Below are 14,808 nucleotides of genomic sequence, written 5' to 3'. Positions count from 1 at the left end.
CCCCCCCCCCTCCCCCCCCCCCCCCCCCCCCGCGCCCGGTCACGGGCGAATCGGGGGTGGTGCCGCCAGGCATCCCGTTCCAGTTCGCGGCGGATCGACTGTTGCCTGGAAGGGGTGTGGGTTTCCTGGGGCATCGTGCAGGAAGTTTCCGGGATGTGCATGGCGGCTCCGTTGGGCTGCGGTTCGTGTTTGAAATAATGACGAAGCCATTCAAGCGTGCCGGTGTGCGGTGGCGGGGCCCGATGCGGCCGATTCCGTGGAGGAATTGTGGCAAGACGGTGGCAGCCGGACGGCGTGGATGTCAAAGGCGGGATGGTGGTCTTAGAATGGAGCCTGAAAAAAACAGCGCGGGAGTTGCGTGATGCAGAGGCATATCGCCATCGTCGAGGATGAAGCCTCGATCCGGCAGAACTACGAACATGCGCTGCGGCGCTACGGTTATCACGTGACCGGCTACGCCAAGCGGGACAGTGCGCTGGAAGCCCTGTCGCGGCGTCTGCCGGACCTGGTGATCATCGACGTCGGACTGGGTGACGAGCCGGAAGGCGGGTTCGAGTTGTGCCGCGAACTGCGCGGCCTGTCCCGGAGCCTGCCCATCATTTTTCTGACCGCGCGCGATTCCGATCTCGACGTGATCTCCGGCCTGCGCCTGGGTGCCGACGACTACCTGACCAAGGACATCAGCCTGCAGCACCTGATCGCGCGCGTTGTCGCGCTGTTCCGGCGGGTCGAAGCCCTGTCCGGGGACGCCGTGGAGGAACAGATGCTGGAACGCGGCCCGCTCCGGTTTTCGGTCGAACGCATGGAAGTCAGCTGGAACGGTGAACCGGTGGACCTGACCGTAACGGAGTTCTGGATCATTCACTCGCTGATCCGTCATCCCGGCCACGTACGCACCCGCCAGCAACTCATGGACGATGCCAATGTGCTGGTGGACGACCAGACCATCACCAGTCACATCAAACGCATTCGCCGCAAGTTCCTGGCCGTCGACCCGGATTTCGATCGCCTCGATACCGTCTATGGCGCAGGGTATCGCTGGAAACCCGTCACCACCCCGGCGGAGGCTGGCGTGACCGCGGAATGACTCCGGGTCCGAATCGGCCATGAGCTTGCGCAACCGCCTGTTGGCTTTGTCGCTGCTGACCCTGCTGCTGCCCTGGTCGGGCTGGAAACTGTTGCAGGAACTGGAGCTGTTTCTGCGCGAGGCCCAGGAGACCGCGCTGACCCACGGGGCGCGTACGGTGGCGCAGTCGTTGCCATTCGAGGCGCAGGGCCGTTTGCTGTTCACGCCCCAGCATTATCTCGTTTTGCGCGCCTTGGAAAGGTCGCCCGAGCTCGATGGCTCCGCGGATGACTGGCCGGATCCCGGTCAGGCCTACCGGTGGCAGGCGCCGGGCGGGCCGGAATACGCGGTGCTGGCCGGCCGGGCCGAGCGCGGATCCTTCCTGTTCGTTTCCGCCGGTGTACCGCCGGGCGCGGGCCTGGGAGCGTTGCCCGGGCTGAACCTCACCGTACGCAGCCCGCGCGGCCTGCAACGCTTCGCCATCCGGCCGGACGCCCCCGGTCCGCTTCAACTGCGCAGCGAAGGCGGTCCCGGTCAGGCGGAGGGTTTTCTGCTGGACGTGTCCGGAGGCTATCGGCTGGAATTGGTGCTGCCGGCCCTGGTGCGGGACACCGAGATTCGGATCGAGTCGTCGGGCGGGACCGCCGACGCCTGGAACGCCACACCGTGGATTCCGGTGGTGTCGCGCTGGGATGACCCGGCCGGGCTGATGCGCGCGGCGGCGCCAGCGGGCGGACGGGCGTGGCTGGTGGACCGTAACGGCTGGGTGCTGGCGGATTCGGGAACGGCCGAAGCCGAACTGCCGCAGGCCGGGCAGCGCACGACCTGGCTGCAGCGGCTGTGGTATCGCCTGGTCGCGGGCGGCCGCACACAGGTTGAATCCGCGCGAGAGGTCGATGTCTCCCGGCTGAACGGGGAAGCAGTGCGCCTTGCACTCGAAGGCGAGGTTGGCAGCCGCTGGTCGCAGGATCCCGATACCGCCGTGGTGAGCAATACCGTGGCGGCCCCGGTGCAGATCCAAGGCAAGACCGTAGGCGCCATCGTGTTGCAATCGACATCCGACGGACTGCTGCTGGTGACCAACCGTGCCCTGGGCCGCCTGTTGCTCACCACCCTGGTCCTGACATTCGGATTGGCGGGTGGCCTGTGGTGGTTCGCTACCCGATTGTCGCAACGGGTGCGACGGTTGAGCGAAACGGTCAGCGTGGCCATGGAGCACGGCATCGGCAGCGGTGTTCTGCCGCTGACTTCCGACCGGGACGAACTCGGCGAACTGGCGCGCAACAACGAAAGCCTGCTGCGTGCCGTGGCGGACTACAACCAGTACCTGCAGACGCTCGCCGGCAAGTTGTCGCATGAGCTCAAGACGCCGCTGGCGATCACGCGTTCTTCGCTGGAGAATCTTTCGGCCCGGCCACTGGACGAACAGGGGCGGCAGTTTCTCGAGCGCGCCCAGGAGGGTCTGGAGCGTCAGGCCGCCATCGTACGCGCGATGAGCGAGGCCAGCCGCCTGGAGGCCGCGATCCGGGTGGCCGAATGGGAGCGCACCGATCTCGCCGAATTACTGCGTCACTGCGCGGCCGGTTACCGCGACGTGCATCCGGACCGGCGCATCGACCTGGTGGTTCCGGACTCCCCGCAGGTAGCCTGGTGTGCTCCCGAACTGCTGGCCCAGGCACTGGACAAACTGGTCGACAATGCCGTGACCCTGACGGCGCCGCGGGAGCGTATCGAACTGCGACTTGCCCGGGTAGACGGAGAGCACCGGATCGCGGTGCGCAATACCGGTAGCCGGCTGCCGCGGGAACTGCAGGACCGGCTGTTCGATTCGCTGGTGTCGCTGCGTGAAAAACCTGGCGCTTCGCCGCACCTCGGACTCGGGCTCTACATCGTTCGACTGGTGGCCGTGGCCCACGGTGGTGCGGTCGCTGCGCGGAATCTCCCTGGCGGTGCCGGTGTCGAATTCGAAGTGTATTTTCCGCCGGGGACGCCCGGCGCTTGACGCCGGTGGGTCGATCCGGCCTAGAATGCACCTCGCCTTCCGATCGACCAGAGACTGCAGTGGACAGGGAAGCATTCGAGCAACTCAAGGAAGGGGGGTATAACCGCATTCCGGTCTACCGGTCCGTGCTGGCCGATCTCGACACCCCCCTGTCGGTTTACCTCAAGCTTGCGGACGGTCCGGACGCCTTTCTGTTCGAGTCCGTCGAAGGCGGTGAAACCTGGGGCCGGTATTCCATCATCGGCCTGCCGTGCAGCCGGCGCTACACCCTGGTGGGTGATCGCCTGACCGTGTATGAGAACGGCGAAGGCGTCAGTGAATCCACGGTCGCCGACCCGCTGGCCTGGATCGCCCGCCTGCAGGAAGAATTTCGCGCCCCGAGACTCGATGACCTGCCGGCCTTTTCCGGCGGTCTGGTGGGCTATTTCGGCTACGAAATCGTGCAGCGTTTCGAGTCGCGGCTCGCCGATAACGGCAAGCCGGACGAACTGGGCACCCCGGACATGGTGCTGCTCCAGTCGGAGGAAGTGGCGGTATTCGATAATCTCGCCGGCCGGCTCTACCTGATCGTCAACGTCGATCCCGCGCGGCCGGATGCCTGGGGCGTGGCGCAGAACCGGCTGGACCAGTTATCGCAGCGCTTGCGCGCCGGGGGTTCGGAATACGGCGAGGCGGCCAATGGTGACGCGGTGGCTGCGTCGGACTTCCACCTGGGATTCGAGCGCGACCGGTTCATCGACGCGGTCGAAAAAAGCAAGGAATACATTCTTTCCGGCGATATTTTCCAGGTCGTGCTGTCGCAGCGCATGAGCGTGCCCTTCGCCGCGAGACCGCTGGACGTCTACCGTGCCCTGCGGGTGCTGAACCCGTCGCCGTACATGTTCTTCATCGATCTGGGCGATACCCAGGTGGTGGGTTCCTCACCGGAAGTGCTGGTGCGTGTGCAGCACGGGAGGGTCACCCTGAGACCCATCGCCGGCACCCGTCCGCGTGGCGCGACGCCCGAAGAGGATCAGCAGCTGGAGTCCGAACTGCTTGCCGACCCCAAGGAATGCGCGGAGCACCTGATGCTGATCGACCTGGGTCGCAACGATGTCGGCCGCGTGGCGCGCACGGGTTCGGTGGAAGTCACCGAGCACATGGTCATCGAACGCTACTCGCACGTCATGCACATCGTCTCGGAAGTCGCCGGCGACCTCGCGCCCGGACTGAGTGCGGTCGACGCGATCCGCTCGGCGTTTCCGGCCGGAACCCTGTCGGGCGCACCGAAGATTCGCGCGATGGAAATCATCAACGAGCTCGAGCCCGTGAGGCGCAACGTGTATGCCGGAGCGGTGGGCTACATCGGTTGGCAGGACGACACCGACCTCGCCATCGCCATTCGCACCGCGGTGATCCGCGACGGCATGCTGCACGTGCAGGCCGGTGCCGGAATCGTGGCCGATTCGGATCCCGAAAAGGAATGGGAAGAAACCGTGAACAAGGGCAAGGCGCTGGTGGCGGCGGTAAATTCCGCGTCCACCGGACTGTGGTGATGGAGCGGACCGGGCCGTGATACTGGTAATCGACAACTACGATTCTTTCACCTACAACCTGGTGCAATACCTCGGTGAACTGGGCGCGCCGGTCGAAGTGGTGCGCAACGACGCCACCGATGTCGATGGCATCAGCGAAATGGAGCCGGAGGGCATCGTCATCTCGCCGGGTCCGTGCACGCCCAACGAGGCCGGTATTTCCATGGCCGTGGTGCGCGGTCTCGGCAACCGGATACCGATACTGGGTGTCTGTCTCGGGCACCAGTGCATCGGCCAGGCCTTCGGGGCCAGGGTGGTGCGCGCGGACCGGATCATGCACGGCAAGACGTCGCAGATCTACCATCGCAGCCAGGGCGTGTTTTCAGGCTTGCCGCAGCCGTTCGAGGCGACGCGCTATCATTCCCTGGTCCTGGAGAAGGAATCGATACCCGAGTGCCTGGCCGTGATGGCCTGGACGGAATACGAGGGCGGTCACGAGATCATGGGCCTGAAACACCGCGAATTTCCCATCGAAGGCGTGCAGTTCCACCCGGAATCGATATTGACGCACCATGGCAAGGATTTGCTGCGGAATTTCCTGCAGTCCATCAGCAAGCGCTATTGACGCGCTTGCCGGTACTCCCTCCATCAGCACACGGAAGCGAACACCCATGAATTACGTTTTTGAGCCGCCGGATGTGGTCAGCATGCCTGTCGCTGGCCGTGCTGAAGCGTTTCCCGTGCACCGGGTTTATTGCGTGGGCCGCAATTACGCCGCCCACGCTCGCGAAATGGGCGCCGATCCGGAACGCGAGCCCCCGTTCTTTTTCTGCAAACCGGCCGACGCCCTGGTGGCGCTCACGCAGGCGGGCGAGGTGCCGTACCCGTCCGCGACCCGGTCCCTGCATCACGAGATCGAACTGGTGGTGGCGCTCGGCGCGGGTGGCCGCAACCTGGATGTGTCCGCCGCGGCCGCGGCGGTCTTCGGGTGCGCGGTCGGAGTGGATCTGACCCGGCGCGACCTGCAGGCGGAGGCCAAGAAACTGGGCCGGCCCTGGGATACCGGAAAGGCTTTCGATCATTCGGCGCCCGTCTCACCCCTCATCGCTCTCGACGGTCAGTCGGTGCCCGCGCGTGGACGGATCTGGCTCGAGGTGAATGGCGACCTGCGGCAGGAAGGCGATCTGTCCCAGATGATCTGGACCGTGCCCGAAGTCGTCGCCACCCTGTCCACCCTGTTCGAGTTGCGGGCCGGCGACCTGGTCTTCACGGGAACGCCGGCCGGTGTCGGGGCGTTGGAGTCCGGCGATCGCGTCGATGGCGGGGTCGAGGGATTTGGTACCCTGAGCTTTCACATTCGCTGAACACGAACGAGCGGCGGTTCGAACCGCTGTGTTGGCCTGGAGGACCCTGATCGCCCATGTTTCGACTGCATACCTATTGGCGCAGCTCATCCGCCTATCGCGTTCGGATTGCGCTGAATCTCAAGGCCCTGGACTATGAATCCGTCGCGACCCACCTTGCTGCCGGAGAGCAGAATTCCGAGCAGTACCTCGCCACGCATGCGCAGGGCCTGGTGCCGGCCCTGGAGCATGACGGCACGGTGCTGGTTCAGTCGCTGGCCATCATCGGCTACCTCGACCGGCTGGTGCCGGAGCCGCCGCTGTATCCGGCCGACCTGGTCGGGCGCGCCCGGGTGGAGGCGATGTGTCATGCGCTGGCCTGTGATATTCAGCCCTTGAACAATCTCCGCGTTCTGCAGTATCTCAAGGGCGAACTGGGTCAGGACGCGGATGCGGTCAAGGCCTGGTACGGTCACTGGATTCACCAGGGTTTTCGCGCGCTGGAGACGTGGGCGTCGGAGCATTCGGCCCAGGGGCGTTTTGTGTACGGTGATGCCGTGACGGCGGCCGATTGCTGTCTGGTGCCCCAGGTTTACAATGCACGCCGTTTCGACGTACCGCTGGACGGATACCCGGTTCTGCGGTCAATCGACGAACATCTGCGGACGCTGCCGGCTTTCGTGGCCGCGGCGCCGGAAAACCAGCCGGACGCCGGGCCGGCCTGAGCGGGAAATCGGTATGGAAATCAAACAGGCCATCAGCCACATCGTCGACCGGGTGGATCTGGGCGCCGATGACATGCAGGCGGTCATGCGGCAGATCATGACGGGAGAGGCGACGCCGATTCAGATTGGCGGTTTTCTCGCCGGTTTGCGCACCAAGGGCGAGACGGTGACCGAAATCACCGCCGCCGCGCGGGTCATGCGCGAGCTCGCGATGCGGATCGACGTGCCGACCGAACACCTCGTCGATACCTGCGGCACCGGTGGTGACAGCAGCGGCACCTTCAATGTATCCACGGCCAGCGCCTTCGTGGTGGCGGCCGGCGGCGGGCGTGTGGCCAAACACGGTAACCGCTCCATGTCGTCGAAGTCGGGCAGCGCGGATGTGCTGGAGGCGCTGGGGGTCAATGTCGATCTGCCACCGGACCGGGTGGCCGAATGCATCGACGCCATCGATGTCGGCTTTCTGTTCGCCCCTTCCTACCATGCCGCGGCCAAACACGCGGCCCGCCCGCGCCAGGAACTGGGCACCCGAACCCTGTTCAACCTGCTCGGGCCGCTGACCAACCCGGCGGGGGCGCCGCACCAGTTGCTGGGCGTGTTCGGGCGGCGTTGGGTCGAGCCCCTGGCCAAGGTGTTGCGGGATCTGGGCAGTCGCCATGTGCTGGTGGTGCATTCCGAGGACGGCCTGGACGAACTGAGCATCGCTGCGCCCACCAGCGTGGCCGAACTGCGCGACGGTCAGGTGCGCACCTACCGGGTCCGGCCGGAGGAGGTCGGGGTCGAAGCGGGTTCGCTGGACGATCTCCGGGTCGACGGGCCGGAGGAATCGGCGGCGAGGATACGCGCGGTACTGGAAGGGGAGTCCGGGCCCGCCGCCGATATCGTCGCGTTGAACGCCGGCGCCGCCCTGTTTGCGGCCGACGTGACGCCGTCTCTGGCCGAAGGCGTGGCGCGGGCCCGCGAGGTGCTGGCGGACGGTTCCGCGCTGGAGCGGCTCGAATCGCTGCGGACCATGACCCGGGCGGTGGCGTCATGAGTGGTTCGGGCACGGCCACGGGCCAGGGCCAGGGTATGGGCGCTGACACCTTTCGCGGCGATGATGTGCTGGCGCGCATTCTGGATACCAAGCGGTCCGAAGTCGCCGCCGGCCGTGCCGTTCAGTCGCTGGCTGAATTACAGGCCCGGGTAGCCGATCTTGCGCCCACTCGTGGATTCGCCGAACGTATAGCGCAACACGCCGAAGCGGGCGCCGCCGTTATCGCCGAAGTCAAGCGCGCATCGCCCAGCGCGGGTCTGATCCGGGCCGATTTCGATCCGGCCGCGATCGCGCGAAGTTACGAGGCCGGTGGCGCGGCCTGCCTGTCGGTGCTCACCGACCGGCCGTATTTTCAGGGCGCCAACGAATTCCTGGGCGAGGCCCGCTCGGCCTGCAGTCTTCCGGCCCTGCGCAAGGAGTTCATCGTCGACGAATGGCAGATCGCGGAGTCGCGGGTGCTCGGCGCCGACTGCATCCTGCTGATCGTCGCCGCGCTCGGCCATGATCAATTGCAACATTTCGCGGGAGTGGCGGCGGAGGCCGGGCTCGATGTGCTGGTCGAGGTGCACGACGAGGACGAACTCGAACGGGCCCTGACCACCGATGCCCGTCTGATCGGCGTCAACAACCGCGATCTGCGGACCTTCACCACGGATCTGGCCGTCAGCGAGCGCCTGCGCGCCGGCATCCCGGCATCCCGTATCATGGTGACCGAGAGCGGCATTCACACCCGCGATGACGTCGAGCGTCTGCTGCGCGGCGGCATCCGGGCATTCCTGGTGGGGGAAGCCTTCATGCGGGCGGACGATCCGGGTGCCGCGTTGCAGTCGTTGTTCATGCTGGAGTGACGATCATGTGTCCGGTTCGGGTTCGTCTCCTGCTCGGGTGGGTTTTCGTGGCCTGCTGCGCGTCCGTCGCGTCCGCGGCCGAAACGCTGACGCCCGGGCTGCAATGGAAAGATCCTTCCGAGGTCCGCCTGCGAGTCGATTTTCCCGGTGAGGGCTATCGCGCCGAATGGCAGTTGTTCCGCTGCCGCTGCGGCGACCTGCTGGTGCGCACCGAATTGAACGAACCCGGTGAAACCGTGCACGGCGATATCGCGCTGATCGGCAAACGCGCTCTGCTGACGCGTGGTTTCGATGCCGATGCGGCCGAACTGGTTTCGATCGACGCCCCGGCCCTGATGATGCAGTTGGCCCTGCGGCTGCTGGAGCGGGCGGAGCCGGGCGGGCCCGCGGCGGTCGTCAAGCGGCGCCCGGTCGCCGTCACGGAGGAAAACCGGCCCATCCAGCTCGATACCGGTACCGCGGTCGGTGGATTTCCGGCGCCCTGGTCGGTTTCAGGGGAATTGTGGCCGGTGAATGAGACCGGCCGCCGCTTCGATCTGGAATTCCGGTTCAGTACCGGCGGGGCCGCGGGAGCCGAGGCCCAGCAGGGTGAAATGCGGCTCGCCGGTGAGGCCGAATACGCGCGGCGGGATTTTCCGCTCGATCCCGGGGCCGGCCTGGACGAGTGGTCGCTCGAATGGCGGGATGCCGACGACCCGCTGGCCCAATCCGATTTCAGGCCCGAATCCCTCGAAGACCTGCGGCGCAGGATCCGCGAATCCTCGAACTGAACGGCTAGAACCGGTACGCCAGCGCTTTCATGATCCCGGCGGTCGCCGCCATCAGGCGGCGGGCGGGGCGGGGCAGCACTCTTCCACCGGCCTGCTCGGCCATGTCGGCATGCCGGGCCTCGTCGGATTTCATCTGGTCCAGAATGGCCTGGCTGCGCGCATCGCCGGCGGGCAGGCGCTCGAGGTGCTCCGCCAGATGCGCCTCGACCTGGTTCTCGGTTTCCCGCACGAAGCCCAGGCTCCAGCGGTCCCCGGCCAGACCTGCCAGCGCGCCAATGGCATACGAGCCCGCGTACCACACCGGGTTGAGCAGGCTGGGCCGGCTGTCCAGTTCCTCCAGACGGTCCTCGCACCAGGCGAGGTGGTCGATTTCCTCGTCGGCGGCCTGTTGCATGGCCTCGCGCACGGAATCGTCGCGTGCCGTCGCGGCTTGACCGGCGTACAGAGCCTGCGCGCAGATTTCTCCGGCGTGGTTCACCCGCATCAGGCCGGCCACGTGCCGCCGTTCGGTGTCTTCGAGGTCGATGTCGGCGGTATCGCCCGCCGGGTTTGCCCGGCCGGGTTCGGGGGCGGCTCCGGCGGACAGGCGCAGCGCCTGATCCAGTCGGATCAATGCACGGTCGAGCGGGCTGAACGTGCGGAAATCCGCGTTCTTTCCGAGAGATTTTTCGGTGTGTCCCACTGTGCGCTCCGGGTCCTTTGCCTGGGTCGACAGAGTATACGCCGGAGCATTCCCCGCGCGAATGCCGGTTCCATTTCAAATATCCGCGTTGACGTGAAAATGACACTCAGATCGGTATACTTGCGCACTTTTTGCGCAGATCCCCAACGCGGGACCATGGAGAATTTCAACATGAACAGCAAGCTGATCACCCTGGCCGCCCTGGCGGCAACGCTTTCTTCGCCGCTGGCGGCACAGGAAGAAGACGCGCCGGATTATGGCTGGAGCGGCAAGGGCGAGTTCGGCCTGGTTTCGACCAGCGGTAATACCGATACCCAGTCGATCAATCTCGCTCTGGAATTCATCTACAACTCGGAAAAATGGCGCCACCGGCTGGCGGCGAGCGCGATCAATGCCGAGGACGACGGTGATACCACGGCCAAGCGCTTCGACTTCGGCGCCCAGACCGACTACAAACTTTCCGAGCGGAGTTACGTTTTCGGCGCCCTGCGCTACGAAAAGGACGACTTCAGTGCTTATGAAGACCAGTCCACCCTGACCTTCGGTTACGGCCGTCAACTGCTGGACAACGACATCCACCAGCTGAAAATTGAAGGCGGTCTGGGTTATCGCACCGCCAAACTGCAGGAGACCGGGGAAAGTGAGAGCGATGCGATCGCGCGCGGCCTGGTGGACTGGGTGTGGCAATTGACCCCATCGACCGACCTGACCGAGCGTTTCCTGGTGGAATCGGGCAGTGACAACACCTTCATTCAGAACGATCTGGGCCTGGCCGTCTCCATCAACTCGCGGTTCGCGCTGAAACTGGGCTTCCAGGTACGGCACAATACCGATGTCGAGGATGGTGTGGACAAGACCGACACCTTGACCTCGGCCAATCTCGTCTACAAATTCTGAAGATCGGGCCGCCGGGTCCGACAGCCGCGGTTCAATCACGGGGAACGCACGGGCATGTCCTACTACGAGCGCCATGTATTTTTCTGCACCAACGACCGGGGGGAAGGCGCAGAGCGGCCTTCCTGCAATCGCTGCGGGTCCCAGGCGGCCCGTGACCATGCCAAACAGCGGGTCAAGTCGCTGGGGCTGGCCGGAGAAGGCAAGGTGCGCATCAACAGTGCCGGTTGCCTGGACCGGTGCGAGGAAGGGCCCGTGTGCGTGGTCTATCCCGAGGGTGTCTGGTACACCTACGTGGATACCGAGGACGTGGACGAGATCATCGATTCCCACGTGGTCGGCGGCAAACCCGTCGAGCGGCTGAAAATCTAGGCAGGGTTCCGGTGGGGCGGCGCTGCCGCAGTGAGCGGGGGAGTTGATCCCGGCGCTGTAAATCAGTAGAATTCCCGCCCTTCACCTGCGGCCTTTTCGTCGAGAGAGTTCATGAAGACGTTTACTGCAACGCCGGAGACCATTGAGCGCGATTGGCTCGTGGTCGACGCAACCAACAAAACGCTGGGCCGGCTGGCCACGGAAGTGGCGCGGCGCCTGCGTGGCAAGCACAAGCCGGAATTCACGCCCCACATGGATACGGGGGACCACATCGTCGTGGTCAACGCGGAAAAAATCCGCGTTACCGGCAACAAGCTGGCCGACAAGAAATATCACCGGTACACGGGATACATCGGCAACCTGAAAACGGTGACCCTGGGCAAACAGCTCCAGGAACACCCGGAACGGGTCATCCAGGCCGCGGTCAAGGGCATGCTGCCCCGCAACCCGCTGGGCCGTGCGATGTTCAAGAAGCTGCACGTGTATGCAGGCCCTGAGCACCCGCACGCGGCGCAGCAGCCCGCGCCGCTGGAACTCTGACACCGAATTTACGGAACACTGATATGGCAACAGAGCAGTATTACGGCACCGGCCGGCGCAAATCGTCCACCGCTCGCGTTTTCGTAACGCGCGGCAGCGGGCAGATTCTGATCAACGAAAAGCCGCTCGATGAGTTTTTCGGCCGCGAAACCGCGCGCATGATCGTGCGTCAGCCGCTGGAAAAAGTCGAAATGACCGACCAGTTCGACATCAAGGCGACCGTCGAAGGCGGCGGCATCTCCGGCCAGGCGGGCGCCATTCGCCTGGGCCTGACCCGCGCCCTGATGGAGTACGATGGTGAACTGCGCAAACCGCTGCGCGCCGCTGGCTACGTCACCCGCGACGCCCGCGAGGTCGAGCGCAAGAAGGTCGGCCTGCACAAGGCCCGCCGCGCCACCCAGTTCTCGAAGCGCTAAAATACGCTCACTGTCCGCGCTCGGAACATCGGGCCGGACCGGCGCCACAAACGGGCGCCGCCAAATCGCGTAAAATCAGCGTACGATCCGGCTCAATCCATCGAGCAAGCATTATTTGGGGGATCGTCTAGTGGTAGGACTGCGGACTCTGACTCCGCCAGCGGGGGTTCGACAAATTCGCCGGGAGCGAATTTGAACGACGCCACAAGGCGGCGGCCCCAAAGGGGCGGAGGGCACGACTGCAGGGATGCAGGAGGTAGAGCAACGCAGGAGCAGTTGCCGAGGATGCCCGGAGTAATCCCTCTCCCAGGCCGCGCGCAGAGCGCGGCCGAATTGCGTAAAATCAGAGTACGATCCAGCTCGGACCAGCGAGCAAGAATAATTGGGGGATCGTCTAGTGGTAGGACTGCGGACTCTGACTCCGCCAGCGGGGGTTCGAATCCCTCTCCCCCAGCCAAATATGAAAAAGGCCACCCCCCGGGTGGCCTTTTTCGTATTTCGTTGGCGGAATCTTTAAGATGGGGTCGGGCCAATCCAATCCCATCTAATCTACGGTTTTACCGAGGAAATGTAATTGAAACTGTCCCTTCTTAGCGCTTAGAACCACTATTTCAGCGCTAAAATCGGTTTTTAAGTCTGTCTGAATTGAGCATTCAGGGAGTTGCCTCTTAAAATACCCATTCTTACCCAGAAATTAGTCCTTTAAGCCGTAATGCTCCGCATAAACAAGTTCACTCCCTTGGTATTTCTGAGGCTTGGGCAGGCTTACGTGGTCCGATAAACGCTTGATCATTGGCTTCCTGGGCGGGACCGTGAGAATCCCTCTCCCGAGCCAAATACGGAAAGGGGCTCAGAGTCCCCTATTGCTGCACGCTCGGCCTTCTGTGCCTCGACCATTCGCGCGACATCGGCCAGCAGTTCCCGTGCGTCGTAAACAATGCCGTCCTTGATGGTGTACCGGATGCCACCGACCCGCTCCACCTCGCCGGTCTCGTGATTGAGGCGTTCCGTGCCCGTTCCGTACAGAACTTTCAGGTTGGCGATCGGGTCTTCCGGCACGATGACGAGGTCGGCCAGCAGGCCGGCCCGAACCACGCCGAATTGGATCGGCTCGCCCTTCGGTTCGAACAAAGTCTGGGCGCCGTGCAGGGTGGCGGCGCGGATGACTTCCAGGGGGTGGAAGCCGGCTTCCTGCAGCAACTCCATTTCCTCGATGGTCGCGAAACCGAAGGTGTTGTAGATGTAGCCGGCGTCGGAGCTGACAGTCACCCGCCCGCCCATGTTCTTGTAGTCGTTGACGAAGGCCATCCAGACGCGGTAGAAATTTTTCCAGGCCACCTCGTCCCAGGTCGTCCAGTCGTAAAAATATGAGCCGTGGTTGACCTGGCTCGGAATGTAAAAGTCCCACAGCGAAGGCAGGGTGTACCGCTCGTGCCATTCCGAGGTTCGGCTGCGGGCGACATCGCGGCTGGCGATGTAGGTCGTGAAGGTCGGGTCGAGGGTCAGGTCGTGCGACTTGAACTCGGCCAGCAGGGCCTTCCACTCGTCGCTGCCACGCTCGTGTACCAGGGTCCACTGGCGGGCCACCTGGGCGAAGCGTTCCTGTTCGTTGAAATTGTTGTATCCGGCCGGCCACGTCTGCACCCGGTGATCTTTGTAAAGCGATTCGAACAAACCGTAGAAGTGCGTCAGGGTGCCCAGACCGAGCCGGGCCGCATCGCGGGCATTCATGTTGGCGACACCGGTTTGTGACAGGTGGGCGGTAGTGCCCAGTCCCAGCTTTTTCGCCTCGTCGATCAGGGCTTCCATGATGTCCGGCGGATAAGCCGTGAGCTTCAGGCCATCGATCCCGGTTTTGGCCGCCGAGCGTACCCAGGCGCGGGCCTTTTCGGGCGTTTCGATGGTGCCCTCCCATTCATCGAACGGAAGGCGGTAGGTGAACATGCGCGGGGCTGTAATTTCATTGCGCGCACTGCGTCTTTTTTCACTCTCGGAGAACTCCGGCGAGGCAAACGGCACGCCGCGGCCGGTGGTGATTCCATGGGCCAGCCAGAGTTTGTAGACATACTCCGCTTGCGGCGTTTTGGGGGTATCCCCCGAATGAAGATGCAGATCTACAAAGCCCGGCAGCACGTACATGCCGGTGGCATCGATTTCGTGCGAAGCCGGCTCCGGCGCGTCGGCCGGCCGCATGTCGCCCACCACGTACTCGGTCTTCACCACGGCGGCGATGCGATTGCCTTCAATCAGAATATCGACCGGCCCTCCAGCCGGAGCGCCGCTGCCATCGATCAGCGTTGCATTGCGAATCGCCAGCCGGTCGAACGGTCCTTCCCCTTCGGCGCGCGGCGGCGCGGGCAGGGGATCGGTATCGCTGCTCTGTGCTGCAGCGCCGCCAGGACAAACAAAAAGCGCCGTGATCAACACAGTCAGTAATCGGATTCTTATCGGCTTGTCCTGCTGTTTCATTCGGCCAGTCCTTTGCATCAGAGCGCCATGGTGTCTGAGAGGGTACAGAAGAGCGGGCCCGGGCGCACCGGCTAACATGCATGCGGCCCGGCCGCATTTGCGATAATGCCGGTATGCCCTCCTGGCAATCT

General features: G+C 64.3%; 15 protein-coding genes and 1 tRNA gene. 14 read left to right on the top strand and 2 right to left on the bottom strand.

The features are described 5' to 3' along the window. Window positions 1-361 precede the first annotated feature (361 nt). The 9 genes from pdsR to V3330_RS15800 are packed head-to-tail and all read left to right on the top strand — an operon-like array spanning window position 362 to window position 9,304. Window positions 362-1,087: a proteobacterial dedicated sortase system response regulator gene (pdsR, locus tag V3330_RS15840; protein ID WP_354696418.1), complete on the top strand. Its 726-nt coding sequence runs from the start codon at window positions 362-364 to the stop codon at window positions 1,085-1,087. A gap of 19 nt (window positions 1,088-1,106) precedes the next feature. Beyond that, window positions 1,107-3,068, top strand: a complete 1,962-nt coding sequence (locus tag V3330_RS15835; RefSeq protein WP_354696417.1) for an ATP-binding protein — start codon at window positions 1,107-1,109, stop codon at window positions 3,066-3,068. Between the two features lie 59 nt (window positions 3,069-3,127). Continuing rightward, window positions 3,128-4,603 carry an anthranilate synthase component I gene (gene trpE / locus V3330_RS15830; protein WP_354696416.1) on the top strand — a complete coding sequence of 492 codons (1,476 nt, stop codon included), beginning with the start codon at window positions 3,128-3,130 and terminating at the stop codon, window positions 4,601-4,603. Between the two features lie 16 nt (window positions 4,604-4,619). Further along, window positions 4,620-5,207 (top strand): anthranilate synthase component II, encoded by a 588-nt coding sequence (locus V3330_RS15825; RefSeq protein WP_354696415.1) that lies wholly within the window; start codon window positions 4,620-4,622, stop codon window positions 5,205-5,207. 46 nt (window positions 5,208-5,253) lie between these two features. After that, entirely contained in the window at window positions 5,254-5,946 is a 693-nt protein-coding gene (locus V3330_RS15820; protein ID WP_354696414.1) for a fumarylacetoacetate hydrolase family protein, read from the top strand. 56 nt (window positions 5,947-6,002) lie between these two features. Further along, complete coding sequence (gene maiA, locus V3330_RS15815) at window positions 6,003-6,650, top strand: maleylacetoacetate isomerase (RefSeq protein WP_354696413.1); 648 nt, start codon at window positions 6,003-6,005, stop codon at window positions 6,648-6,650. Between the two features lie 13 nt (window positions 6,651-6,663). After that, window positions 6,664-7,686 carry an anthranilate phosphoribosyltransferase gene (gene trpD, locus V3330_RS15810; RefSeq protein ID WP_354696412.1) on the top strand — a complete coding sequence of 341 codons (1,023 nt, stop codon included), beginning with the start codon at window positions 6,664-6,666 and terminating at the stop codon, window positions 7,684-7,686. Beyond that, window positions 7,683-8,534, top strand: coding sequence for an indole-3-glycerol phosphate synthase TrpC (trpC, locus tag V3330_RS15805; protein ID WP_435791839.1), 852 nt, complete (start codon window positions 7,683-7,685; stop codon window positions 8,532-8,534). The genes trpD and trpC overlap by 4 nt, the downstream gene beginning before the upstream one ends. 5 nt (window positions 8,535-8,539) lie before the next feature. Next, a complete protein-coding gene (locus V3330_RS15800; protein ID WP_354696411.1) occupies window positions 8,540-9,304 on the top strand; it encodes a hypothetical protein in 765 nt (254 codons plus the stop codon). Window positions 9,305-9,308: 4 nt separating this feature from the next. Here the strand turns inward: V3330_RS15800 and coq7 are convergent, their stop codons facing one another. Further along, window positions 9,309-9,986 (bottom strand): 2-polyprenyl-3-methyl-6-methoxy-1,4-benzoquinone monooxygenase, encoded by a 678-nt coding sequence (coq7, locus tag V3330_RS15795; protein WP_354696410.1) that lies wholly within the window; start codon window positions 9,984-9,986, stop codon window positions 9,309-9,311. Between the two features lie 171 nt (window positions 9,987-10,157). On the opposite strand from coq7, the gene V3330_RS15790 reads away from it, so the two are divergent. From V3330_RS15790 to V3330_RS15770, 5 genes are all read left to right on the top strand, one after another. Further along, window positions 10,158-10,883 (top strand): DUF481 domain-containing protein, encoded by a 726-nt coding sequence (locus tag V3330_RS15790; RefSeq protein ID WP_354696409.1) that lies wholly within the window; start codon window positions 10,158-10,160, stop codon window positions 10,881-10,883. A gap of 54 nt (window positions 10,884-10,937) precedes the next feature. Further along, window positions 10,938-11,252 (top strand): (2Fe-2S) ferredoxin domain-containing protein, encoded by a 315-nt coding sequence (locus V3330_RS15785; protein WP_354696408.1) that lies wholly within the window; start codon window positions 10,938-10,940, stop codon window positions 11,250-11,252. Between the two features lie 111 nt (window positions 11,253-11,363). Further along, the gene (gene rplM, locus V3330_RS15780; protein WP_354696407.1) at window positions 11,364-11,792 is read left to right on the top strand and encodes a 50S ribosomal protein L13; all 429 of its coding nucleotides are present in this window, start codon (window positions 11,364-11,366) and stop codon (window positions 11,790-11,792) included. 23 nt (window positions 11,793-11,815) lie between these two features. Then, complete coding sequence (rpsI, locus tag V3330_RS15775) at window positions 11,816-12,208, top strand: 30S ribosomal protein S9 (protein WP_354696406.1); 393 nt, start codon at window positions 11,816-11,818, stop codon at window positions 12,206-12,208. A gap of 383 nt (window positions 12,209-12,591) precedes the next feature. Further along, a tRNA-Gln gene (locus V3330_RS15770) sits at window positions 12,592-12,665 on the top strand. 332 nt (window positions 12,666-12,997) lie between these two features. Here V3330_RS15770 and V3330_RS15765 read toward each other — a convergent pair. Next, window positions 12,998-14,677 (bottom strand): amidohydrolase family protein, encoded by a 1,680-nt coding sequence (locus tag V3330_RS15765; RefSeq protein ID WP_354696405.1) that lies wholly within the window; start codon window positions 14,675-14,677, stop codon window positions 12,998-13,000. Window positions 14,678-14,808 lie beyond the last annotated feature (131 nt).

The sequence above is a fragment of the Elongatibacter sediminis genome, from assembly GCF_037892215.1.
GTDB classification, from domain to species: Bacteria; Pseudomonadota; Gammaproteobacteria; order Xanthomonadales; family SZUA-36; genus Elongatibacter; species Elongatibacter sediminis.
Note: the sequence above shows the minus strand (reverse complement) of the source record. Positions and strands in the feature narration are given on the sequence as shown.